The organism is Pantoea alfalfae, from assembly GCF_019880205.1.
Classification (GTDB): domain Bacteria; phylum Pseudomonadota; class Gammaproteobacteria; order Enterobacterales; family Enterobacteriaceae; genus Pantoea; species Pantoea alfalfae.
On sequence record NZ_CP082292.1, the window covers coordinates 3230554 to 3254656 of the forward strand.

A 24103-nucleotide genomic window follows, 5' to 3' on the forward strand; every position below is an offset into this window, starting at 1 on the left:
GAGAGCGCCATGGCGACACAACGCTTATTTTTTGCCATCAGCCTGCCTGACGAAATGCAGCAACAGCTGGTGCGCTGGCGGGCGGACACCTTTCCTGCAGAGGTCGGCCAGCCAGTGGTCGCAGCAAACCTGCACCTGACGCTGGCGTTTCTGGGTGAGGTCGCACCGGAAACCTCACAACGCCTGCAGACGCTGGCCTCCCGTATCGTCCAGCCCGGTTTCGATCTCGACCTGGATGATGCCGGGCACTGGCCGCGCCCCGGCGTGGTCTGGCTCGGCTGCCAGCGCGCGCCACGCGATCTGTTACAGCTCGCCAGCCTGCTGCGGGCCCAGGCCGCCCGGCATGGCTGTTATCAAAGCCCACAGCCGTTTCATCCGCACATCACGCTGTTACGCCAGGCCACCCAGCCGGTTGCATTACCGCCACGCGGTTTTCACTGGCGTTTTCGCGTCTCCACCTTTTCACTGTTCGCCTCTGACTATGCCAGAGGTCGTACCCGCTATCGCGCTCTGGCCAGCTGGCCGTTAACGTCTCAGGATCCGCATGCACTTCTCTCCGCCCCTTAAATCCGCCCGCCTGATCGCCCGTTACAAACGTTTCCTGGCCGATGTCGAGACGCCTGAGGGCGAGGTGCTGACGATTCATTGCGCCAACACCGGTGCCATGACCGGCTGCGCCACGCCGGGCGATCGGGTCTGGTATTCCACGTCCGACAGCCTGACGCGCAAATATCCCCACAGCTGGGAGCTGACCGAAACGCAACAGGGCCACTGGATCTGCGTGAATACCCTGCGCGCGAATCAGCTGGTGGCTGAAGCGCTGGACCAGGATCGGTTGCCATTGCTGGCTGGTTATTCGCATCGACAGGCGGAAGTAAAATATGGCAGTGAAAAAAGCAGAATTGATTTCCTGCTCAAAGCAGAGGCACGGCGCAACTGCTATATTGAGGTGAAATCCGTAACCCTTTTACATGAAGGTAAAGGCTATTTTCCGGATGCGGTGACGATTCGAGGACAGAAACACCTGCGCGAGCTGGCGACAGTGGCGGCAGAGGGTCATCGGGCCGTTTTGTTGTTTGCCGTTTTGCACTCGGGGATTGAGGACGTTTCCCCGGCACGCCACATTGATGCGGCGTATGCAGAACAACTGGCTCAGGCGCAACGGGAAGGTGTAGAGGTTTTAGCGTATCAGGCAGACTTATCGGCGGAGGGAATGTTTCTTAAATCGCCGATCAACGTAACCTTGTAATATCTTTTGCAATTTTATGTGGTAAGAATGTTCTGAGCTAAGGGCTGATTACGCTGTTCCTCACAGGCTTGTCAAGGTGTGTTCATGAAGAATTGCCAACCCTGACTGCTTCTGTTATTTATAGCGGCCTGTTTTTTTCCCCAATGGGGGATCGATGTACCCCGCAGACGTCAGATGCAGGCCGGCAGCAACGCCCCTGCGGGACGTCAGTCAGAGGGTATAGTGCGTGTTATCCAGGAGAAGCAACATGCAAGAAGGTCAAAACCGTAAAACATCGTCCCTGAGTATTCTCGCTATCGCTGGCGTTGAGCCTTATCAGGTTAAGCCTGGCGAAGAGTATATGAACGACGCGCAGCTGACCCATTTTCGCAAGATTCTGGAAGCCTGGCGTAATCAATTGCGGGACGAAGTCGATCGTACCGTATCGCATATGCAGGATGAAGCTGCTAACTTCCCGGACCCGGTTGACCGTGCCGCGCAGGAAGAGGAGTTCAGCCTGGAGCTGCGTAACCGCGATCGCGAACGTAAACTGATTAAAAAGATCGAGAAGACGCTGAAGAAAGTTGAAGATGACGACTTCGGCTATTGCGATTCCTGTGGCGTTGAGATTGGTATCCGCCGTCTCGAAGCACGTCCTACTGCCGATCTCTGCATCGACTGTAAGACGTTAGCAGAAATTCGTGAGAAACAAATGGCCGGCTGATGCCGCGTCCATCCTGTTACCGCGCAGTGGAACAATGACTTTTTTGTCCACTGCGTGGTCACTTCTGAATCCTATGTCATCCTCCTGCATTGGTCGCTTCGCCCCTTCTCCCTCTGGTGAACTTCATTTTGGCTCGCTGATTGCTGCCCTGGGCAGTTACCTGAGCGCGCGCGCGCAAAACGGCATCTGGCGGGTGAGAATTGAAGATATCGATCCGCCGCGGGAAGTGCCGGGTGCCGCCAGCCGCATCCTGCATCAGCTGGAACACTATGGTTTGACGTGGGATGGCGAAGTGCTGTGGCAGTCGCAACGTCATGAGGCCTACCGTGACGCGCTCGCCTGGCTGCAGCAGCATCGTCAGAGCTATTTCTGCACCTGTCCCCGACGTCGCATTCAGGAGATTGGCGGTTTCTATGATGGTTACTGCCGTGAACGGCAACGCGGACCAGAGAATGCCGCGCTGCGTTTACGCCAGCATGCGCCGGTCTTTGCGTTTGAAGACCGATTACGCGGGTGCGTAGAAGCGGACAGACGTCTGGCACAGGAAGACTTTATTATTCACCGTCGCGATGGTTTGTTTGCCTACAACCTGGCGGTGGTCGTCGACGATCATTTTCAGGGCATTACCGAAGTGGTGCGCGGCGCAGATTTAATTGAGCCGACGGTACGGCAGATTGCACTTTATCAGCAGTTTGGCTGGCCGGTGCCGGCCTGGCTGCACCTGCCGCTGGCGCTTAATCACGATGGCAATAAGTTATCGAAGCAGAATCATGCTCCTTCCCTGCCCGATGGCGATGCCAGACCCCTGCTGGTAGCGGCATTACGCTTCCTCGGGCAGCCTGTTTCAGGTGGCTGGCAGGACTTAACGCAGGACAAACTGCTGTCTGATGCGGTAGCACAGTGGAATATCGCTTTGATGCCGCAACAGAACGCCCTGAAACCGGATGCATAGACAACAGCATTCTCAAACGGTTCTCAACAGGCTATGATTAGCCGCTGATTTTACCTACACCCTAATTGCCACTGTCGAGGTGTCCCATTTTTACCCGAGTAGCTAATTTTTGCCGAAAAGTCCTGAAGCGTGATGAAGAGGAAGCCCCTGCAGAGGTTGAACCAGAACGTCTGATGGCCATTATCCCTCGTGAAAGCCACAACATCTCACGTAAAGACATCAGCGAAAATGCCCTCAAAGTGCTCTATCGCCTGAATAAAGCCGGTTATGAAGCCTATCTGGTAGGCGGTGGCGTGCGCGATTTGCTACTGGGGCAAAAACCTAAAGATTTCGATGTGACCACCAACGCCACGCCTGAGCAGATGCGTAAGCTGTTCCGCAACTGTCGCCTGGTGGGTCGGCGTTTCCGTCTGGCTCACGTGATGTTTGGCCCGGAAGTGATCGAAGTCGCTACCTTCCGTGGCCATCATCAGGTTGAAGAGATCGCAGAAGATCGTAACAGTTCGCAGCGCGCCCAGAGCGGTATGCTGCTGCGCGATAATATCTTCGGCTCCATTGAAGATGATGCCCAGCGCCGCGATCTCACCATCAACAGCCTCTACTACAGCGTGGCTGATTTCAGCGTACGTGACTACGTTGGCGGCATCAGCGATCTCGAACAGGGCATCATTCGCCTGATTGGCGATCCGGAAACCCGCTACCGCGAAGATCCGGTTCGCATGCTGCGCGTCGCACGCTTTGCCGCCAAGCTCAATATGAGCATTGCGCCGGAAACCGCCGAGCCGATTCCACGTCTGGCCTCGCTGCTGCGCGATATTCCGCCCGCGCGTCTGTTTGAAGAGTCGCTGAAGCTATTGCAGGCAGGTTATGGCTACAGTACTTATCTCAAGCTGTGTGAATATCAGCTGTTCCAGCCGCTCTTCCCGACGCTGGCGCGCAACTTCACGGAAAACAGTGACAGCCACATGGAGCGGATGCTGGCACAGGTGCTGAAAAACACCGACAACCGCATTCATAACGATATGCGCGTGAATCCGGCGTTCCTGTTTGCTGCGATGTTCTGGTATCCGCAGCTTGAAGCGGCCGAACGCATTGCGCAGGAGAGTGGCCTGACCTACTTCGAAGCCTTTGCGATGGCGATGAACGATACGCTGGACGAAGCCTGCCGTGCGCTGGCAATTCCAAAACGTATTACCTCGCTGATCCGCGATATCTGGCTGCTGCAGTTGCGCATGTCACGCCGTCACGGTAAACGCGCCTGGAAGCTGATGGAGCATCCGAAATTCCGCGCTGCTTACGATCTGCTGGCGTTGCGTGCAGAAGTGGAAAATAACCCGGAACTGCTGCGTCTGAGCCAGTGGTGGGGGGAATTCCAGGTGGCTGCACCGCCGCATCAGAAAAACATGCTGAATAATCTGGGTGACGATCCGGTGCCGCGCAATAAATCACGCCGTCCGCGCCGCCGCTCTTCCGCACCACGTCGTGACAATCAAAACGTGTCATGACACGAGTTTACCTCGCATTAGGCAGTAATCTGGCCAACCCGCTGCATCAGGTTGATGCAGCGTTGACGGCACTGGATGCATTGCCGCAGACGCAACGCATCGCGACCTCGCCGTTCTACCGTACACCGCCTTATGGCCCGCCCGATCAGCCCGATTTTCTCAATGCCGCCGTGGCGCTGGAGACCCATCTCAGCGCAGAAACCCTGCTTGACCATACCCAGCAGATTGAGCGGGATCATGGGCGGGTGCGTAAGGCGGAACGCTGGGGGCCGCGCACGCTGGATATCGATCTGATGCTGTTTGGCGACGCAGCAATCAACACTGAGCGGCTGATTGTGCCGCACTACGACCTGCTGAATCGCGCCTTTATGCTGGTACCACTGCTGGCGATTGCGCCCGATGCCCGCCTGCCCGATGGCCGCGCACTCAGCTCCGTTCTGGCCACCCTGGACAGTCGCAGCATCACGCTGTGGCATGGCTGATCAGACAAACGTACATCTCTGATTCCGCTCTTTCACGCTATCCAGTAAACTGCGCCCATCAGAATTCCTGAGTTGAGAGCGCCATGAAACCCACCACGATTTCACATCTGCGTCAGGCGAAAGCCAGCGGTAAAAAATTCGCGACGCTGACCGCCTACGATTTCAGTTTTGCCCGCCTGTTCGCCGATGAAGGCATTCAGGTGCTGCTGGTTGGTGATTCCTTAGGGATGACGGTACAGGGGCACGACTCCACCCTGCCGGTCACGGTCAGCGATATCGCCTATCATACCGCTGCCGTGCGCCGTGGTGCGCCACAGGCCCTGCTGCTCGCCGATCTGCCCTTTATGAGTTATGCCACGCCACAGCAGACCTTTGAGAGTGCCGCACAGCTGATGCGTGCCGGTGCCAATATGGTGAAACTGGAAGGCGGCAGCTGGCTGGCTGAGACCGTACAGATGCTGACCGAACGCGCCGTGCCGGTGTGCGGTCATCTTGGCCTGACCCCGCAATCGGTCAATATCTTTGGCGGCTATAAAGTGCAGGGCCGTGATGAAGCCGGTGCCGATCAGCTGCTGGCCGATGCGCTGGCGCTGGAAGCGGCAGGCGCACAGCTGATGGTGCTGGAGTGCGTCCCGGTGTCGCTGGCCCAGCGGATCACCGAGGCGCTCACTATCCCGGTGATCGGCATCGGTGCCGGTAACGTCACCGATGGTCAGATTCTGGTGATGCATGACGCGCTGGGCGTGACCGGCGGGCACATTCCCAAATTTGCCAAAAATTTCCTGGCGGAGACCGGCGATGTTCGCGCGGCGATTCGCCACTATATCGCCGAAGTCGAGGCCGGAACCTATCCGGCGGCAGAGCACAGTTTCCAGTAATTCAGGAGAGTCACCGTGTTGATTATTGAAACGCTGCTGATGCTGCGCAAGGAAGTCCGTCGCTGGCGTCAGCAGGGTAAACGCATTGCGCTGGTGCCGACCATGGGCAACCTGCATGAAGGCCATCTGACGCTGGTGGATGAAGCCCGGTCGCGCGGGGACATCGTCATTGTCTCGATATTCGTCAATCCGATGCAGTTCGATCGCGCCGATGATTTAGCCCGCTACCCGCGCACCCTGCAGGAAGATTGTGAAAAGCTGAACCGTCACCAGGTTGACGTGGTTTTTGCCCCGTCACCGGCTGAAGTCTATCCGCAGGGCGCGCAGAATCAGACCTTTGTTGAGGTGCCGGTGCTCTCTTCCCTGCTGGAAGGCGCGACGCGTCCAGGCCATTTTCGCGGCGTGGCGACCATCGTCAGCAAACTGTTTAATCTGGTGCAGCCCGATATTGCCTGTTTCGGTGAAAAGGATTTTCAGCAGCTGGCTATCATTCGTAAGATGGTAGCTGATATGGGCTTCGACATTGAGATTGTTGGCGTGCCAACAGTGCGGGCCAAAGATGGTCTGGCGCTGAGTTCGCGCAACGGCTACCTGACAGACGATGAGCGTAAGCTGGCACCGGTGCTGAGCCAGGTGATGCATCAGATGGCTCAGCAACTTGAGAACGGCGAGCGTCACATTGAAGAGATTATTGAGGCAGCCCGCGAGACACTGCTGGCACAGGGATTGCGTCCTGATGGCCTGGCAATCTGTGATGCGGACACGTTGCAGCCGCTGACGGTGGACAGCCAGCGTGCGGTGGTGCTGATGGCCGCCTGGCTGGGTAAAGCCCGACTGATTGATAATCAAACTGTTGACCTGACGCTGTAAGTACGCCCGCTGCAGGTTATTTTATTTCTCTGATAAGGTTTCTGGCTATGATTCGCACAGTTCTGCAAGGCAAATTGCACCGCGTAAAAGTGACGCAGGCGGACCTCAATTACGAAGGCTCCTGCGCTATCGATCAGGATTTCCTGGATGCTTCCGGCATTCTGCAATATGAAGCGATCGATATTTATAACGTCACTAACGGTCAGCGCTTCTCTACCTACGCTATCGCGGCTGAGCGTGGCTCGAAAATTATTTCGGTCAACGGTGCTGCTGCCCGCTGCGCCTGCGAAGGCGATATTTTAATTATCTGCTCGTATGTGCAGGTTGAGGATGCCGTCGCGCGTCAATGGCAGCCTAAGGTCGCCTATTTTGAAGGTGACAACCAGATGAAGCGTCTGGCGAAAGCATTGCCGGTACAAATCGCCTGAGTAATCGATCAGCTGACAAAAAAGGGCCGCCATTAAAATGGGCGGCCCTTTTTATTTCTGCTTCTGCAATTAAACCGCTTTGGTTGTCATCGGCTTCGATGACTTTTTCATCGCAGGCAGGTTTCAGGATGATTTCGAGGCCAGGGAGAACCGTCGTTCGGGTTGTTTTTCACTCACCAAAAAAAAGCCACGCCCTTATCGCAGCGTGGCCCGTACTATTCAACGTATTGTCAGGTGCGCAGTCCGCGTCCGCGCTGAATCAGCGCATAGACCAGCCAGTAGAATACCAGAATAAAGGCCACCAGTACCGAGAGCGTAAACACCAGTGGCACATCATTAATGCCCAGGAAGCCATAACGGAATCCGCTAATCATATAAACGATTGGATTCAGTTTAGAGATAGCCTGCCAGATTGGCGGCAGCAGACTCAGCGAATAGAATACGCCGCCCAGATAGGTCAGTGGCGTCAGCACAAAGGTCGGGATCAGGCTGATGTCGTCAAAGGTGCGCGCAAAGACGGCATTGAGCAAACCGGCCAGTGAAAACAGAATCGCGGTCAGCAGCAGCGTAATCGCCACCATCGACCAGGAGTGCACGTGGAACGGCACAAAGAACAGCGAAATAGCCGTCACCAGAATGCCGACGCAGACGCCACGCGCCACACCGCCGCCCACATAGCCGGCAATGATAATGTGGGTCGGCACGGGTGCAACGAGCAGTTCTTCAATGTTGCGCTGGAACTTGGCACTGAAGAAGGACGATGCCACATTGGCGTAGGCATTGGTGATCACCGCCATCATGATCAATCCCGGCACAATAAACTGCATATAGCTGAAGCCGTGCATCTCACCAATGCGCGACCCGATCAGGTTGCCAAAGATGATGAAATAGAGCGTCATGGTGATGACCGGCGGCACCAGCGTCTGGATCCAGATACGGGCGAAACGGTTAACTTCTTTGGCCCAGATGCTTTTCAGCGCCACCCAGTACAAATGTGTCATGCTTTTGCTCCTGTTTTTCCCTGCGTCGTCAGGCCAACGAACAGCTCTTCAAGACGGTTGGCTTTATTGCGCATACTCAGCACCTGCACACCCTGCGCACTTAACTGACTGAACACGCTGTTAAGGCCCTGCTCACGCAGCACTTCCACTTCCAGCGTTGAAGTATCGGTCAGCCGGTACTGGAACCCCTCCAGCCTGGGCAGCGGACTGCGCGGCGCCAGATCCAGGATAAAGGTTTCTGATTTGAGCTTGGACAGCAGTTCTTTCATCGAGGTGTTTTCCACCAGCTCACCGCTCTGGATGATGCCGATGTTGCGGCACAGCATCTCGGCTTCTTCCAGATAGTGGGTAGTGAGAATGATGGTAGTGCCTTTGGCATTGAGATCTTTCAGGAACACCCACATTGAGCGACGCAGTTCGATATCCACGCCAGCCGTTGGCTCATCCAGAATCAACAGTTTTGGCTCGTGCATCAGTGCACGGGCGATCATCAGGCGGCGCTTCATCCCGCCGGAGAGCATGCGCGCACGCTCAGTGCGTTTGCTCCACAGGTCGAGCTGCTTCAGATACTTTTCCGCACGCTCATTGGCTTCACGACGCTCAACGCCGTAGTAACCCGCCTGATTCACGACGATCTGCATCACCGTCTCAAACGGGTTGAAGTTAAACTCCTGCGGCACCAGCCCGAGCTGGCGCTTGGCATTCACCACATCTTTTTCCAGATCGTAGCCAAACACCCGCACGCTGCCTTCGGATTTGTTTACCAGCGAACTGATAATCCCGATGGTGGTCGATTTACCGGCACCGTTTGGCCCCAGCAACGCATAAAAGTCACCCGCTTCAACGTTAAGATCAATGCCCTTCAGCGCCTGCACGCCGCCGGGATAGGTCTTAGTCAGCCGGGAAAGTTCCAGTGCATAAGTCATTCTGCATCCATACCCTGTTTTGATGGCATTGCAATGCCGTTTAAATTTATCAGGCCCTGGCATATAGTACGCGCGCGCACTTTGCGCAGTAACCGGTCGCTCAACGCCATGACAGACATCAATACCCTGATCAGAAACAACCGCGAATGGTCAAAACTGCTGGTTGAAGAAGATCCCAGTTTTTTTGAGCGGCTCGCCCAGGCACAAAAACCGCGCTTCCTGTGGATTGGCTGTTCTGACAGCCGTGTCCCTGCCGAACGTCTGACCGGACTGGAGCCAGGCGAACTCTTTGTTCACCGCAACGTCGCCAATCTGGTAATCCACACCGATCTGAACTGTCTGTCCGTGGTGCAGTACGCTATCGAAGTGCTGGAAGTGGAACACGTTATCGTATGCGGCCACTACGGCTGCGGCGGCGTGCAGGCGGCGATGGATAACCCGGAGCTGGGATTAATCGACAACTGGCTGCTGCACATCCGCGACCTCTGGTACAAGCATAGCGTGTTGCTGGGGGAACTCCCGCCGGATAAGCGCCTGGACAAACTGTGCGAAATCAACGTTATTGAACAGGTCTATAACCTGGGGCACTCGACCGTTCTGCAATCTGCCTGGAAACGTGGCAAGGATGTCTCCCTGCACGGCTGGGTTTACGGCATTCAGGATGGCTGCCTGCGTAACCTGGATGTCACGGCAAACAGCCGGGAGATCCTTGAACAGCGCTATCGTCACGGCATTGCTAATCTGCAGATGAACGGCGAGGCCTGAGCCGATCGCGGCGTAAAGCGCGACATAGCCTACACCAGGCAACCGGTGCAGGCCTTGGAAGAATGTGCGGTCAGAGCAGTATCAGGATTCCAGCGGCACCACTTTGCCGATGTAAGGCAGATGGCGATAGTGCTGAGCGTAGTCGATACCAAAGCCCACCACAAACTCATCCGGAATCGCAAAGCCGACATACTCGACATTGACTTCAACTTCACGGCGCTCAGGCTTATCCAGCAGGGTACAGATCGCCAGTGATTTTGGCTGACGCAGCTGCAGAATCTCACGCACTTTGCTCAGGGTGTTACCGGAGTCGATGATATCTTCGACGATCAGCACATCTTTGCCACGAATGTCTTCATCCAGATCTTTCAGGATTTTCACATCACGCGTGCTGGACATGCCGCTGCCGTAACTGGACGCCGTCATAAAGTCGACTTCATGCGGCACATCAATGGCGCGACAGAGATCAGCCATGAACATGAATGAGCCGCGCAGCAGCCCCACCAGCACCATATCGCTGCCGCTGTCGCGGTAGTGCTCGTTAATCTCTTTCCCCAGTTCAGCGATGCGCGTGGCGATTGCCTGTTCAGGGATCATCACTTCAACAGTGTGTTTCATTGCGTTCAGCCCGGTTACGTCAGAAAAGCCCCGAAGTCTATCACAGACGCCGCAGCGACGACTGTGCGACCCTGCATGCAAACGATTACGTCGCGAAAATTATTACCTGTGGCCTTTAAGTCACTGAAATGCGCATTACCTTAGAACATTCTGGCATTTACCAGCATGATTCGCTGCGTGGTAGCCTTTATCCAACAGATCGTTACCCTACTCGCGCCGCTGGCCGGAGATCACAATGACTTCATCATCAAGCAAAAAGACGCATATCGGCGACAGGCCGTTGCACCCCGAAACCCAGATGCTGAACTATGGCTATGATCCCCGCCTCTCTGAAGGTGCGGTAAAGCCGCCGGTGTTTCTGACATCGACCTTTGTCTTTGACAGCGCCGAAGAGGGACGGGATTTCTTTGATTACGTCTCTGGTCGTCGTGAGCCGCCGGAAGGCAAATCGGGCGGGCTGGTCTATTCGCGCTTTAACCATCCGAACAGCGAAATTGTTGAAGACCGGCTGGCGGTCTATGAGCAGGCAGAGAGCTGTTCACTCTTCTCTTCCGGGATGGCCGCTATCTCCACGGCCCTGCTGACATTTGCCCGCCCGGGCGAGGTGATCCTGCACTCCCAGCCCCTGTATGGCGGCACCGAAACGCTGCTCAGCAAAACACTGCACAATCTGGATATTAAAGCAGTTGGTTTCAGCGACGGGAATGATGAAGTCAGGGTGCGCGAAGCCGCTCAGCAGGCGATGGCCCAGGGCCGGGTCGCGGTCATCCTGATTGAAACACCCGCAAATCCGACTAACAGCCTGGTCAATATCCGCCTGATGGCGCGCATTGCCGATGAAATTGACCAGCAACAGGGTTCACGACCGATTATCGCCTGTGATAACACCCTGCTCGGCCCGCTGTTCCAGCAGCCGCTGACGCTGGGCGCGGATGTGTCACTCTACTCACTGACCAAATATGTTGGCGGTCACTCTGACCTGATTGCGGGTGCCGCGATGGGCAGTAAAGCGCTGATGGCGAAAGTGCGCGCCCTGCGCAGCGCCATTGGTACGCAGCTGGACCCGCACTCAAGCTGGATGCTCAGCCGCTCGCTGGAAACGCTGTCGCTGCGGATGGAGAAAGCCTTTCACAATGCAGAAGCGGTCGCGGCCTTTCTGCGCGATCACCCGAAAGTGGCGAAGCTGCACTGGCTGCCCTATCTGGATGCGGAGAGCGCCGAAGGGAAAACCTATCGCGAGCAGTGCAGCGGCGCGGGTTCGACCTTCTCGTTTGATATCGTCGGCGATCAGCCCGCTGCGTTCCGTTTTCTCAATGCGCTGTCGCTGTTCAAACAGGCGGTGAGCCTGGGCGGAACCGAGTCGCTGGCCAGCCATCCTGGCAGCACCACCCACTCCGGCGTGCCGCAGGCGGTGCGTCAGCGTATTGGTATCACTGACGCCACGGTGCGGCTGTCGATTGGCATCGAGAACGCCGGTGACCTGATTGAAGACATCAGACTGGCGCTGGATCAGGCGTAATCAGCTCACGGTAAAGCCCAGCATCATGCCAGTATCTTCATGCTCCAGCAGATGACAGTGGGCCATGTAAGCGTGTTCGGCGGCAGCGACATAGTTGAAGCGCACCAGCACTTCACTGCGCCAGCCGTCGACATTCACCATATCTTTCCAGCCCTGCCGATGCGGGGCGGGCGGTTTGCCGTTCTCGGAGAGAATGCGGAACTGGGTGCCGTGAATATGGAAGGGATGCAGCATGGCGTCGCCTTCTCCTGAAATCGTCCACTTCTCATAATCACCCAGCTTCACCGCAAATGACGGCTTTGTCATATCAAAAGCCTGGCCGTTGATCTTATTGCCATTGCGGAAATCGTAACTGGCGGGCTTCGCCATGCCGTGCATGCTGTGATCCATCCCTTCCATGTTTTCCATCGGCGGCATCGGCCCGGCAGCCGTTTTCTCCGGCATCGAATGATGACCGCCCTTGCCCATCGCTTTCTCGCCGTAGCGCTGCATCAGCGCCTGCATCCCCTGCTGGTCCAGCTGCGGGTCCATCATCAGCTGCAGCCAGCGTGTCGTCAGTCCGTCGGTGGCGGGAAGCGCAGGCAGCGTCGCCAGCTTATCCGGCAGCGTGGCGCTGGCCATCACCCGCAGCGGCAGGATCTGTACCAGCGGCAGCGGCTGGTCAAACGGCGGCAGCGTCATGCCCATCTGTTCGGTCGGCAGCGTCACCAGATCAAACGCTTTACCGTCAGAAGTATCGATCATCACCTCAAAACGCTCGCCCGGCAGCATCGGCAGTGCGCCGAGCTTCACCGGTTCAGCCAGCAGGCCACCGTCGCTGGCGATCACATAAAGAGGACGTTTATCACTGGCGGCAACGTGCAGCGAACGGGCATTACAGCCGTTCAGCACACGCAGACGCAGCCAGCCGCGCGGCACCGCATGCTGCGGATACTGCACGCCGTTGGTCAGCATCATGTCGCCAAACCAGCCCACGGCTGCGCGCATTACGTCGAGCTGATAATCGATCCGGCCGCCATCTTTACTCAGCTGCTTATCCTGGAAAATCAGTGGCACATCATCCACGCCCCACTGCACAGGCAGGCGCAGTGTGCCGCTCTCCTTATCTTCCAGCAAAATCAGTCCCGCGAGTCCGTGTGCGACCTGATGCCCGGTTTTGCCATGCAGATGCGGATGATACCAGCAGGTTGCGGCGGGCTGGTCAGGGGTAAAAGAGACCTGACGCGAAGCACCAGGCGCAATCACGGCCTGCGGACCGCCATCTACCGCGCCGGGGATTTCCAGCCCGTGCCAGTGCAGGGTAGTCGCTTCGCTGAGTCGATTATGGATGTTCACCGTCACCGGTTTGCCACTCTGCAACTTCAGCACCGGTCCCAGCAGGCTGCCGTTATAGCCCCAGGTCGGCACGGCTTTGCCATTCCACTGCGAGGTGCCCTGCATCGCGGTAAGGCTGTAGCTGCCCCTGGCATCCGCTTCCAGCAGTGATGGAATCGGCAGCAGCGGACGGGTGGCTGCCATCAGTGAACGGCTCCAGAGCGGCAAGGCTCCGGCTGCACTCAGTGCGGCGGTAAGTTTCAGGAAGCGGCGACGTTGCATGGTGATCATCCTTGTGACATCAGAGCGCACAGCCTAAACCCTGACCTTATGGGAAGGTCAAGTGTTAGCCGTGAGAATCTGATGAAAAAAGGCGGTGCAGCGGCTCACAGCGCCAAATTAATCGAAAACCTGAGAATAACTGTGCTAACGTCATGAGCAATATCCATTGAAGAGAACGACTATGAAGCAAAGCATCAAGATCCTGCTGCTGACGGGACTCCTTGGCTTCTCCTCCACCAGTTTTGCCCTGAGCGAATCCGAAGCGGAAGATCTGGCCGATCTCACGGCGGTTTTCGTCTATCTGAAAAATGATTGTGGCTATCAGGATTTACCGGACGCACAGATTCGCAAAGCGCTGGTCTTTTTTGCTCAGCAGAACCGCTGGGATTTAAGCAACTACAGCAACTACAACATGAAAGCCCTGGGTGAAGACAGCTATCGCGATCTCAGCGGCATCGCCATCACCAATGACAAAAAGTGCAAGTCACTGGCCCGTGATTCACTGAGCCTGCTGGCCTACGTCAGGTAATTACTCTGCCCTCTGCTGCCGGACATTGACCGTGCAACCACGGTCAGTGTTAGCTATCATGTGCCGCCCATCTTCATGGCGATGTCATCAGAGGAGAGCACCATGGCCCACAATGAAACGTGGTATGAAACCCTTCATGCCGGTTTTGGCCAGTATTTCACGGTAGATAAAGAGCTGTACCGTGAAAAAACTGCGCATCAGGATTTAATCATTTTCGAAAATGCCGCGATGGGCCGCGTAATGGCGCTGGACGGCGTGGTGCAGACCACCGAACGCGACGAATTTATCTACCATGAAATGATGACCCACGTTCCGCTGCTGGCGCACGGCGCGGCGAAGAGCGTCCTGATCATCGGCGGCGGTGACGGCGCAATGCTGCGCGAAGTGTCACGTCATCCGGAAATCGAAAAGATTACCATGGTGGAAATCGATGCAGGCGTGGTGACCTTTTGTCGCCAGTATCTGCCGAACCACAGCGCAGGTGCCTATGACGATCCGCGCTTTACGCTGGTGATCGATGACGGGGTTAACTTCGTTAATCAGACGCAGGAAAAGTTCGATGTCATCATCTCCGACTGCACCGATCCGATTGGTCCGGGCGAGAGCCTGTTTACCTCCGAATTTTATGCCGGCTGTAAAGCGGCCCTTAATGAAAATGGCATCTTCGTGGCGCAGAATGGCGTCTGCTTCCTGCAGCAGGATGAGGCCGTAAACAGCCATCGCAAGCTGGGCCATTACTTTTCGGATGTCAGTTTCTATCAGGCGGCGATTCCGACCTATTACGGCGGCATCATGACCTTTGCCTGGGCGAGCGATAATCCGGCGCTGCGCCAGCTCGATACCGCCACCCTGCAGGTGCGTTTCGAGGCCGCTGGCCTGGCGTGTCGTTACTACACACCAGCGATCCATACCGGCAGCTTTGCCCTGCCGCAATATCTGTTAAATGCGCTATCGGCCGCGTGCTGACAGTGCATTTTTAAGGGGGTGAACAAAATTGCAAAAGCTAAAACTACATGGCTTCAACAACCTGACGAAAAGCCTGAGTTTTTGTATTTACGATATCTGCTATGCGAATACTGAAGCTGAACGCGATGGTTATATCGCCTACATTGATGAACAATATAACGCCAACCGTCTGACGGAAATCCTGACCGAAACCTGCTCCATTATCGGGGCTAACGTGCTTAATATTGCACGCCAGGATTATGAACCGCAGGGAGCCAGCGTCACGATTCTGGTCAGCGAAGAGCCGATCGATCCCAAAGATATCGATAACTCCGAGCATCCTGGCCCGCTGCCCAATTCGGTGGTGGCGCATCTGGATAAAAGCCATATCTGCGTGCACACCTATCCGGAAAGCCATCCTGAAGGCGGGCTCTGCACCTTCCGCGCGGACATTGAAGTCTCAACCTGCGGCGTGATCTCACCGCTCAAGGCGCTGAACTACCTGATCCACCAGCTGGAGTCAGACATTGTTACCGTCGATTACCGGGTGCGCGGTTTTACCCGTGACGTGAAAGGGATGAAGCACTTTATCGATCACGAGATCAATTCGATTCAGAACTTCATGTCCGACGATATGAAAGCGATGTATGACATGGTGGATGTGAATGTCTATCAGGAGAACATCTTCCACACCAAGATGTTGCTGAAAGAGTTTGACCTGAAACACTATCTGTTTAACACCCGCCCGGAAGATCTCAGCCCGCAGGAGCATAAGCGTATTACTGACCTGCTGTGGAAAGAGATGCGTGAGATCTACTACGGCAGAAATATCCCCTCAGTGGGCCTGAAGACCCTCTGATTATCAGACGCGCAGCGTGACACCCCATAACCTGCGCGTCTCTTCCCGCTTATCCCTCCGACTTCTCATCACGGTAACCGCCGGCATTCCCTGATCGTCAGCAATAATTTGCCGGTCAGAGCGTGCTACTTTCAGCGCTGAACGCTTATTTCTTCATCGACTACAGGCAAAAAAATGGCAAGAATTAACATTATTGATTTCGCTGCCGTCCCGGACGCCACCTCACTTTCCACTCAGGCGATACAGCGCGCGATTGATAGCGCATCAGCAGGCGACACGGTGCTGATCCCGGCAGGCCGCTTTCTGACGGGCGCGCTGTTTCTGAAAAGTGAGATGACGCTGGAGCTGGCGAAAGATGCCGTGCTGCTCGGCAGCGAGCGGCTGGAGGATTACCCAGATATCGCTACGCGCGTGGCGGGGATTGATATGGTCTGGCCCGCGGCAATGCTTAACATCAATCATTGCCGCGACGTCACTGTCTGCGGCAATGGCACGCTCGACGGACACGGTGCCGTCTGGTGGCATAAATTCTGGGGCGAAGACGAAAACAGCGGGATGCTGGCAGACTATACCCGTCGCGGCCTGCGCTGGGTGGTGGATTACGACTGCAAACGTCCACGTAACGTGGTGGTTTATCAGAGTGAATACGTGACGCTGGAGGACTTTACCTCACAGGATTCCGGCTTCTGGAACCTGCACGTCTGTTATTCGAAACAGGTTAATTTGCAGCGGCTACGTGTGATGAACGCTACCGGACCCAGCACCGACGGCATTGATATTGATTCCAGCCAGTTGGTTCGCGTTGAAGGCTGTACGGTCTCCTGCAATGACGACAATATCTGCGTGAAATCGGGTCGCGGCGCGGAAGCACAGCAGCTCGGCAGAACCGCACGCGATATCATTATTCGCGACTGCACTCTGCTGAAAGGCTCGGGCATTACCCTGGGCAGCGAAACCTCTGGCGGTATCGAAAATGTCATCATCGAACACAACCGTTTCTCCGGCACGGGTGTCGGCTTTCGCATCAAGTCAGCCCGTAATCGCGGCGGCTGGATCAAAAACATCGTGGTTCGCCATCTGAAGATGGAGGATGTCTGTTATCCGTTTATGCTGCAGCTGAACTGGTTCCCGCAGTATAGCTACAGTGAGCAGCCCGCCGACACCGAACAGCCGCCACACTGGCGTAAGCTGGCATCGGGCGTCACAGGTGATGCTGGCCTGACGCGGGTTGAGAATATCAGTATCAGTCATATCAGCAGCAGCCTGACTGAGCCTGCGGCGTTTTCCCGCGCCTTTTTTATTGAAGGCACGCCGGAAAATCCGATTGAACGGCTGAGTTTCATCGACATCACACTGCAGGCGCAGGAGTTTGGCAAAATAGCGGGCGTAAGGAATCTGAGTTTTGAACGGGTTACGGTAGACGCGCCGGCAATGACGCGCGAAGAGCATGACGCCTACGCGCGTTAGCGGCAATTGCAGAAGATAAACGCGCGGTGCTGCTCGCGCCCTGCTTCAGGATAAGGTCAGAGAAGCACGGCGCGTTCAGTTCAGGTGGAAGTCAGCGCCAGCGTAATGCCACGCTCGCGCAGCGTGCGGCACACCTCCTGATCTAACCGGCTGTCGGTCACCACATCGGTCAGGTCATCAACCGGTGAGGCGCAGAACAGCGACCAGGAGCCATATTTACTGCTGTCCGCCAGCAGGACCCGGCGCGCCGCATTGGCCAGCAGATCGTGTTTCAGCCCCGCTTTCTCTTCAGTCGGCGTGGTAATGCCGCGCTCAAGGCTCCATGAGTTACAGCTGACAAAGGCGATATCCGGATTGATGCTGCGCAGCAACCGCCGTCCATGTTCGCCCACGCAGGACTGACTGGAGTCATCAATCCGCCCGCCAATAATCGTTACTTCGATCTGCTTAAACTCAGACAGAAACAGCGCAATGTGCAGGTCGGCGGTAATCACCCGCAGCGGCAGATGCGTGAGCTGTCGCGCCAGCTCCAGCATAGTCGTACCGGCATCCAGTACCACCGCATCCCCCGCCCGGACAAAGCTGGCGGCGCACTCCGCGATCGCCTGCTTCTCGGCCAGGTTCCGCTGCATTTTCTCCAGCGTGGTCGGCTGGGCAGGAATAAAACGATTCAGGGTGACGCCGCCATGACTGCGGCTGATCACGCCCTCTTTATCCAGCTTAATTAAATCACGTCGAATCGTGGCGGGTGAGGCGGAAATCGCACTGACCAGTTGCTCAACAGTCACCAGATTATGGCTTTTCAGGTAATCCATAATCTGGTCAAGACGGCTCTGTCCCTTCATATTTCCCTATGCGAGCTGCATCGCGAGTTTAATCGAGATCGCCATGCTGTCAGACTTCGCTTTACCTGTCCAGGCGATATCAAATGCCGTGCCGTGGTCAGCAGAGGTGCGGATAAACGGCAGGCCTGCGGTAATGTTCACGCCATCATAGAAGCCCAGCAGTTTAAGCGGGATGTGTCCCTGATCGTGGTACATCGCCACCACCATGTCATAGCGTCCATCCTGGCACTGCAGGAATACCGTGTCCGGCGGGCAAGGCCCGGAGACATCAATCCCCTCCGCTTTCATCGCTTCAATCGCGGGAGCAACGGTGGTGATCTCCTCATCGCCAAACAGCCCGTTCTCACCGGCGTGCGGATTGACACCCGCGACGGCGATGCGTGGTGCGCTGTAACCGACACGACGCAGGAAGGTGTCCGCCATACCAATCACCGTTTTGATGCGTGTCTGGTTGAGCGTATCGAGGAACTTACGCAGCGCAATATGGGTCGTGACATGAATCACCTTGAGCTTATCGGTATAGAGCACCATAGCGTAATCTTTGGTGTCGGTAAGATGCGCCAGCAGTTCGGTGTGACCCGGGTAGAGGTGGCCCGCCGCGTGCATCGCCTCTTTATTCAGCGGCGCGGTAGCAATCGCATGCACGTCACCGGCCAGTGCCAGTTCGGTGGCACGCTTCACGCCGCGCCACGCCAGATCCCCCGCCTCTTTCTGTACCACGCCAGGTTTCAGCGCGTCGGGATCGGCCAGCGGCTCATCGATCACATTGATAATGCCGGGCGCAAAGCGCGCATCGGCTACCCGATCCAGCACCCGCAGCTCGGCCTGTGGGGTGATGTTCATCGCCATAATGCGGCGCAGCGTACTGGCACAGCCAATCACCACGGCAGGGATGCCATTCAGCTCACCTTCAGAGAGCGCTTTGATGATGATTTCCGGGCTGATGCCCGCCGGATCGCCCATGGTGATCGCAATAATTTTACTCACTCGACTTCTCCTCAATAAAACTAATGGCTGCTACCAGGGTATTTTCATCACCAAAGCCACCCGCTTTGGTCATCACCGGCAGAGTAAATTCACTGTTAAGCAGGACCCCGTGCGGCACACAGCCCGCCACCAGACCCTGAATTTTAAAGCCGCTGGCCCCCAGCGCCTGCGCGACGGCAATCGCCACGTCGCCGCCTGACAGATAGAGCGCATGCGGCAGCCGTGCCCGACACAGACTCAGGGTGATTTCGCCTAGCAGCTGACAGATCGCCTCACCCAGCTGCTGGCGCGTCACGCGGTGCTGCTGGCAAAGATCCTCGATCTCGTGCCGCTGGGATGCATGCTGGCAGGTGCGGATCACCGTATGGCGACCGGCACGCAGTGCGGTGGCCGCCTGTTCGATCCAGCGATCCCGCTCAGGCCAGGCGGACTGCTGAAACAGCTGACGGATATCGACATCGACGACCTCAACGGCGCGCTGAGTACGCAGCGCGGCGATCTGCTGCTCTGCCTGACGACTCATCGATCCCACCATCGCCAGCACAGGTTGCGACGGGCGAACGGAGAGCGCAGCGCCCAGCGCATCGCTTAATCCGGCGGCCCCGACCAGCAGGGGCGTCTCACTCAGCCGCGACGCAGCGGTTATCAGTCGCGCCAGGTCGGCCTCCGTTTCGGCATCCACTACCACGACGCCATCTGCTTCGGCTAACACAGCATCAAGCCGATCGCTATGCAGCGTCGCGAGATCGATCTCCATGCCGTCGATCTGCATCTGATGAATGACGCGGGCGCTGCGGATCGGGGTTTTAGGATCGCTGGCAAATTCGGTGTCTGTCAGTAACCGCTGATTGACCCACACGCTGCCCTCACGTGTGGTGCGGCCCAGACGCGGTACGGCCGGTGCCACCAGCGCCAGCCTTTTGCCGCTGGCGCGCAGTGCCGCCACCGTTTCAGCCCCGATATTGCCGCGCAGCGTGGAGTCTATCTTTTTAAACAGCCAGCCCTGCTGAAGCTGTGCCGCGTAATGCTGCACCACCTGCGTAACGCGCTCTGCAGCCTGAGTGGCACTGACAGCCCGGCTGTCGGTGCTGATTACCAGTACATCCGCCGCCTCGTCGGGTAACGTTGCTGCGGAGCCGAACAGCACATGTACACTGGCACCGGCCTGTGCCAGTCCACTACCTGCATCGTTGGCACCGGTAAAGTCATCGGCGATAACCAGCACCGGGGTTTTCCATACTGATGAGCCCATCCTCACTCCTGTCAGGCTATTGCCGCTGCATTTGATTATATTCAATCATGATTGATTATATGTGAGCAAGTTCAAATTAATCGAAATCGATATGCCTTATAAAATTAGCCACAGAGAGTGACTGACATCGCATTGCGCTGAGCAAAATTAATCATCTGCTCAGACATGACAGAAATAAGGGTATGAAATGAACATTAACAGCACGGTGATCAGCGGTTATCAGGCGTTAAACGACATGCGCTATCTGCTGGATGGGATAGCGACGGCAGTCGTGGTCACTGACCGGAACATTGAGGCGATTCCGGCGGTACAGGCGCTGATGGGGCAACTCCGGGATCAGATCCCGCGTATCAGCGTGGTCAACAGCGTTCCACCTGAACCGAGCCAGCATGATGTGGCCGCGATTATAGAAACGCTCTCGCAGCGCCAGGCCGACATGGTGATTGGCATCGGCGGTGGCAGCGTACTGGATGTGGCGAAGCTGCTCTCGGTGCTGTGCATCAACGGCGCACCGTCGCTGGACGCCCTGCTGGCAGGCGAAAAACCGCAGCGTCGCACCCGTTCAATGCTCATCCCGACCACTGCTGGCACCGGCTCTGAAGCGACCCCGAATGCGATTCTGGCGATCCCGGAGAAAGAGACCAAAGTCGGCATTATTTCACCGGTGATGCTGCCCGATGTGGTGGCGCTGGTGCCGGAACTCACCACCAGCATGCCGCCGCACATCGCCTCGTCTACCGGCATTGATGCCCTGTGTCACCTGATTGAGTGCTTCACCGCCAACGTTGCCAATCCGGTCAGCGACAACTATGCGCTGATTGGGATGAAGAAGCTGTTCGCGAATCTCGAAACCACGCTGCGCGAGCCGGAGAATCTGCAGGCACGGCTGGAGATGCTCTGGGCCTCTTATTATGGCGGCGCATCGATTGCCCATGCCGGGACGCATCTGGTGCATGCGATGTCCTATCCGCTTGGCGGCAAATATCACCTGCCACACGGCGTTGCCAACGCCATTCTGCTGGCCCCCTGCATGCGCTTTGTCCGTCCGGCCGCAGTGAGCAAATTCGCTCAGGCCTATGACCTGCTGCCCGACGCTGACGTCCGTTTAAGCGATAAAGAGAAATCACACGCGCTGGTCGACTACTTCACCGCGCTGGTTGCGCGGCTGCAGTTGCCTGCCAGCCTGGAAGCGCTGGGCATCGGCCCGGATCACCTGCCTTATTTAGTGGAAGCGGCACTCGACGTGCAGCGCCTCATGAAAAACGTGCCGATGGCGGTCACCGCCGATGATGTGCGCGCCGTCTACCTGACGCTGTTCCCTTCCTGCCAGGCGTAATGAGGATTGTCATGAATAAGAAAATCAACGGCGTACTGACCGCCATCGTCACCACCTTTGACCGTGAAGGTGCCTTTGACCCGGTAAGGCAGCGTGAGCAGGTCAGACGCCAGATCAACGCCGGAAACGGCATCTTCTGTGGCGGCACCAACGGCGAGTTCTTTGTGCTGAACGAGCAGGAGAAGATTGCCGTTACCACCACCTGCGTCGATGAAGTCAATGGCCGTGCGGCCATCGTGGCGCATATCGGCGAGATTTCGACCCGTGAAACGATCCGGCTCGGCAAACAGATCGCCCGCCTTGGCGTGGATGCCGTCTCGGCGATCACGCCATGGTTTGTGCCGCTGAAGCAGCAGGAGCTGATCGACCACTATCAGCGCGTGGCTGACGCGCTGACGGTGCCGCTGTTCCTCTACAACATTCCGGCGCGAACCGGCAATACCCTGCAGCCAGAGACCGTTCGTACGCTGGCCGCGCACCCGAACATCATCGGCATTAAAGACTCCGCAGGCAGCTATGAAAGTCTGAGCGGCTTTCTGCAGGCTACCGCCGACTGTGAGGGCTTTGATGTGCTAAACGGCCCTGACTCACTGATTCATCAGGGATTCGTTGATGGCTGCTCCGCCTCCATTTCCGGGCTGGCAAACGTGGCACCGGAAGCAATTAACGCCATCTGGGCGCGCTTCAGTGCCGGTGACATTGCCGGTTCGCATCAGGCACAGGAGAACGTTACCGGCCTGCGCACCGCGCTGTACAGCATCGGTTTCTCACCGGCCGCCGTGAAAAAAGCGGTCAGCCTGCAGGGCTTTGAAGTGGGTGAAAGCCGCTATGCGGTGCAGTTCAGCGCCGACGAACAGCAGCAGATCCGTCAAATTGTGAACCACTACCTGCAATAACGTCCATCGCCTTTGCACCCTATCGGTCAGATGAGAACGAACCTGATGGTCGCCATCTGCCAGAACAATCGAGGTTACGATGAAAGCATTCTCAACTGAGAGCACCTTACTGATCGTCGGCATGGTGGTCGCCTATATCCTGTTCACCACCTGGCTGACATGGCGCTTACGCAGTAAAACCAGCGGCGACTTTATGGAAGGCTCCCGCGCCATGCCGGCCTTTATCGTCGGCATCATGCTGATGTCAGAGTATATCGGGGCAAAATCGACCATCGGCACGGCGCAGGCAGCCTTTGAGGATGGCTTCGCCGCTTCCTGGTCGGTCATCGGTGCCGCGATAGGTTTTCCGCTGTTTGGCCTGATTCTGGTCAAACGCATTTATAACACCGGGAAGATCACGATCTCTGGTGCTATCGCCGAGAAATATGGCCGTTCGACCAGGAACATTATCTCGCTGATCATGATCTATGCGCTGCTGCTGGTGAACGTCGGGAACTACATCAGCGGTGCGGCGGCGATCTCAACCGTGCTGAAGATCGACCTGACGCAGGCGGCCTTTATTACCGCAGTGGTAAGTACCTTCTACTTTGCATTTGGCGGCATGAAAGGCGTTGCGTGGGTTACGCTGCTGCACAGCGCCATCAAGTATATGGGGATTCTGATCATCCTCTATGTGGCACTGAAGATGACCGGCGGCGTCGCTCCGATGATCGAGAAAATGCCAGCGTTCTACTGGACGTGGGATGGCCACGTCGGGGCCAGCACCATTGTGGCCTGGCTGATCGGGACCGTGGGTTCGATCTTCTGTACGCAGTTTGTGATCCAGGCGATCTCATCCACCAAAGATGTGAAGTCAGCGAAACGCGCTACCTGGGTTGCCTTCATTTTCTGCCTGCCGATCGGTCTGGCGATGGCGCTGATTGGTGTGGCGGCGAAGTTTGCGCACCCCGATATCAAGAGCCTCTATGCGCTGCCCGTGTTTCTGCAGGATATGTCACCGTGGCTGGCAGGCATTGTCACCACCTCGCTGGTGGCCTCGATTTTCGTCAGCGTCGGCACCGTTGCGCTGGCCATCGCCTCGCTGGTCGTAAAAGACTTTTACGTGCCCTGGCGTAACCCGACGCCAGAGCGCGAATTCAAAATGACGCGCTGGATTTCGATTGGCATCGGCTTCTTCCCGCTGCTGTTTGTCCTGTTCTTCCCTGAAGTGCTGAAGCTCTCCTTCTTTACCCGCGCAATTCGCCTGTCGATCACCGTGGTAGCGATTATGGCGTTCTATCTGCCATGGTTTAAGAGCACGCGCGGTGCCAACGCCGGTCTGATTGGTGCCTGCGTGGTCACATCCGTCTGGTTCCTGATGGGTAACCCCTTCGGTATCGACAATATGTATGTGGCGCTGATTACACCGGCCATCATTATGGTAATTGACCGCTGTATCCCGTCACGCCAGTCTCAGCCTCAACCGCAACACAATGCACAAAATAGTGGAGCCTAA

The 24103-nt window shown here is 56.7% G+C and carries 25 protein-coding genes; 18 read left to right on the forward strand and 7 right to left on the reverse strand.

The features are described from left to right. Positions 1-9 precede the first annotated feature (9 nt). The 9 genes from thpR (at position 10) to panD (ending at position 7067) form a co-directional block, all read left to right on the forward strand. On the forward strand, positions 10-567 hold the full coding sequence (gene thpR / locus K6R05_RS15270; protein ID WP_161731531.1) for an RNA 2',3'-cyclic phosphodiesterase: 558 nt from the start codon (positions 10-12) through the stop codon (positions 565-567). Then, a complete protein-coding gene (sfsA, locus tag K6R05_RS15275; RefSeq protein ID WP_222924527.1) occupies positions 545-1249 on the forward strand; it encodes a DNA/RNA nuclease SfsA in 705 nt (234 codons plus the stop codon). Before thpR ends, sfsA begins: the two co-directional genes overlap by 23 nt. Before the next feature lie 247 nt (positions 1250-1496). Then, the gene (gene dksA / locus K6R05_RS15280) at positions 1497-1952 is read left to right on the forward strand and encodes an RNA polymerase-binding protein DksA (RefSeq protein WP_008925615.1); all 456 of its coding nucleotides are present in this window, start codon (positions 1497-1499) and stop codon (positions 1950-1952) included. Positions 1953-2025: 73 nt separating this feature from the next. Continuing rightward, positions 2026-2904 carry a tRNA glutamyl-Q(34) synthetase GluQRS gene (gene gluQRS / locus K6R05_RS15285; protein WP_161731535.1) on the forward strand — a complete coding sequence of 293 codons (879 nt, stop codon included), beginning with the start codon at positions 2026-2028 and terminating at the stop codon, positions 2902-2904. Positions 2905-2990: 86 nt separating this feature from the next. Continuing rightward, positions 2991-4409, forward strand: a complete 1419-nt coding sequence (gene pcnB / locus K6R05_RS15290) for a polynucleotide adenylyltransferase PcnB (protein WP_222925499.1) — start codon at positions 2991-2993, stop codon at positions 4407-4409. Continuing rightward, positions 4406-4891 carry a 2-amino-4-hydroxy-6-hydroxymethyldihydropteridine diphosphokinase gene (gene folK, locus K6R05_RS15295; RefSeq protein WP_222924529.1) on the forward strand — a complete coding sequence of 162 codons (486 nt, stop codon included), beginning with the start codon at positions 4406-4408 and terminating at the stop codon, positions 4889-4891. Before pcnB ends, folK begins: the two co-directional genes overlap by 4 nt. Positions 4892-4974: 83 nt before the next feature. Then, positions 4975-5769, forward strand: coding sequence for a 3-methyl-2-oxobutanoate hydroxymethyltransferase (panB, locus tag K6R05_RS15300; RefSeq protein ID WP_161731541.1), 795 nt, complete (start codon positions 4975-4977; stop codon positions 5767-5769). A gap of 15 nt (positions 5770-5784) precedes the next feature. After that, positions 5785-6639, forward strand: a complete 855-nt coding sequence (gene panC / locus K6R05_RS15305; RefSeq protein ID WP_222924531.1) for a pantoate--beta-alanine ligase — start codon at positions 5785-5787, stop codon at positions 6637-6639. Positions 6640-6686: 47 nt separating this feature from the next. Next, positions 6687-7067 carry an aspartate 1-decarboxylase gene (gene panD, locus K6R05_RS15310; RefSeq protein WP_013356815.1) on the forward strand — a complete coding sequence of 127 codons (381 nt, stop codon included), beginning with the start codon at positions 6687-6689 and terminating at the stop codon, positions 7065-7067. 230 nt (positions 7068-7297) lie between these two features. Here the strand turns inward: panD and K6R05_RS15315 are convergent, their stop codons facing one another. Both K6R05_RS15315 and K6R05_RS15320 read right to left on the reverse strand, forming a co-directional pair. Further along, positions 7298-8068 (reverse strand): ABC transporter permease, encoded by a 771-nt coding sequence (locus tag K6R05_RS15315; protein ID WP_161731545.1) that lies wholly within the window; start codon positions 8066-8068, stop codon positions 7298-7300. Further along, positions 8065-8994, reverse strand: coding sequence for an ABC transporter ATP-binding protein (locus tag K6R05_RS15320; protein ID WP_161731547.1), 930 nt, complete (start codon positions 8992-8994; stop codon positions 8065-8067). Before K6R05_RS15320 ends, K6R05_RS15315 begins: the two co-directional genes overlap by 4 nt. A gap of 108 nt (positions 8995-9102) precedes the next feature. Here K6R05_RS15320 and can point away from each other — a divergent pair, with 108 nt between their 5' ends. Next, positions 9103-9759, forward strand: coding sequence for a carbonate dehydratase (can, locus tag K6R05_RS15325; protein ID WP_033784496.1), 657 nt, complete (start codon positions 9103-9105; stop codon positions 9757-9759). Between the two features lie 81 nt (positions 9760-9840). Here can and hpt read toward each other — a convergent pair whose 3' ends face one another. Next, a complete protein-coding gene (gene hpt, locus K6R05_RS15330; protein WP_105099563.1) occupies positions 9841-10377 on the reverse strand; it encodes a hypoxanthine phosphoribosyltransferase in 537 nt (178 codons plus the stop codon). Between the two features lie 235 nt (positions 10378-10612). Between hpt and K6R05_RS15335 the strand changes: the two genes are divergently transcribed. Beyond that, entirely contained in the window at positions 10613-11896 is a 1284-nt protein-coding gene (locus K6R05_RS15335) for a cystathionine gamma-synthase family protein (protein WP_222924533.1), read from the forward strand. Here K6R05_RS15335 and cueO read toward each other — a convergent pair whose 3' ends face one another. Then, positions 11897-13492 (reverse strand): multicopper oxidase CueO, encoded by a 1596-nt coding sequence (gene cueO / locus K6R05_RS15340; RefSeq protein WP_222924534.1) that lies wholly within the window; start codon positions 13490-13492, stop codon positions 11897-11899. 181 nt (positions 13493-13673) lie between these two features. On the opposite strand from cueO, the gene K6R05_RS15345 reads away from it, so the two are divergent. The 4 genes from K6R05_RS15345 to K6R05_RS15360 all read left to right on the forward strand — a co-directional run bounded on the left by K6R05_RS15345 (position 13674) and on the right by K6R05_RS15360 (position 17292). Next, positions 13674-14021, forward strand: coding sequence for a YacC family pilotin-like protein (locus K6R05_RS15345; protein ID WP_150010759.1), 348 nt, complete (start codon positions 13674-13676; stop codon positions 14019-14021). 102 nt (positions 14022-14123) lie between these two features. Continuing rightward, positions 14124-14987, forward strand: a complete 864-nt coding sequence (speE, locus tag K6R05_RS15350; RefSeq protein WP_161731553.1) for a polyamine aminopropyltransferase — start codon at positions 14124-14126, stop codon at positions 14985-14987. 28 nt (positions 14988-15015) lie between these two features. After that, a complete protein-coding gene (speD, locus tag K6R05_RS15355; protein WP_003854677.1) occupies positions 15016-15825 on the forward strand; it encodes an adenosylmethionine decarboxylase in 810 nt (269 codons plus the stop codon). Positions 15826-15999: 174 nt separating this feature from the next. Next, a complete protein-coding gene (locus tag K6R05_RS15360; protein WP_222924535.1) occupies positions 16000-17292 on the forward strand; it encodes a glycoside hydrolase family 28 protein in 1293 nt (430 codons plus the stop codon). An 80-nt stretch (positions 17293-17372) separates the two neighbouring features. Here K6R05_RS15360 and K6R05_RS15365 read toward each other — a convergent pair whose 3' ends face one another. Genes K6R05_RS15365 through dtnK form a run of 3 tightly spaced genes read right to left on the reverse strand, consistent with a single transcriptional unit; the run spans position 17373 to position 20376 of the window. Continuing rightward, on the reverse strand, positions 17373-18137 hold the full coding sequence (locus tag K6R05_RS15365; RefSeq protein ID WP_222924537.1) for a DeoR/GlpR family DNA-binding transcription regulator: 765 nt from the start codon (positions 18135-18137) through the stop codon (positions 17373-17375). 6 nt (positions 18138-18143) lie between these two features. Continuing rightward, the gene (locus K6R05_RS15370) at positions 18144-19124 is read right to left on the reverse strand and encodes a D-threonate 4-phosphate dehydrogenase (protein ID WP_222924539.1); all 981 of its coding nucleotides are present in this window, start codon (positions 19122-19124) and stop codon (positions 18144-18146) included. Continuing rightward, positions 19117-20376, reverse strand: a complete 1260-nt coding sequence (gene dtnK, locus K6R05_RS15375; protein WP_222924540.1) for a D-threonate kinase — start codon at positions 20374-20376, stop codon at positions 19117-19119. Before dtnK ends, K6R05_RS15370 begins: the two co-directional genes overlap by 8 nt. Before the next feature lie 187 nt (positions 20377-20563). On the opposite strand from dtnK, the gene K6R05_RS15380 reads away from it, so the two are divergent. The 3 genes from K6R05_RS15380 to K6R05_RS15390 all read left to right on the forward strand — a co-directional run bounded on the left by K6R05_RS15380 (position 20564) and on the right by K6R05_RS15390 (position 24103). Next, complete coding sequence (locus K6R05_RS15380) at positions 20564-21712, forward strand: iron-containing alcohol dehydrogenase (protein WP_222924541.1); 1149 nt, start codon at positions 20564-20566, stop codon at positions 21710-21712. Between the two features lie 11 nt (positions 21713-21723). Beyond that, positions 21724-22608 carry a dihydrodipicolinate synthase family protein gene (locus K6R05_RS15385; protein ID WP_222924543.1) on the forward strand — a complete coding sequence of 295 codons (885 nt, stop codon included), beginning with the start codon at positions 21724-21726 and terminating at the stop codon, positions 22606-22608. A 79-nt stretch (positions 22609-22687) separates the two neighbouring features. After that, complete coding sequence (locus tag K6R05_RS15390; protein WP_161731567.1) at positions 22688-24103, forward strand: sodium:solute symporter family protein; 1416 nt, start codon at positions 22688-22690, stop codon at positions 24101-24103.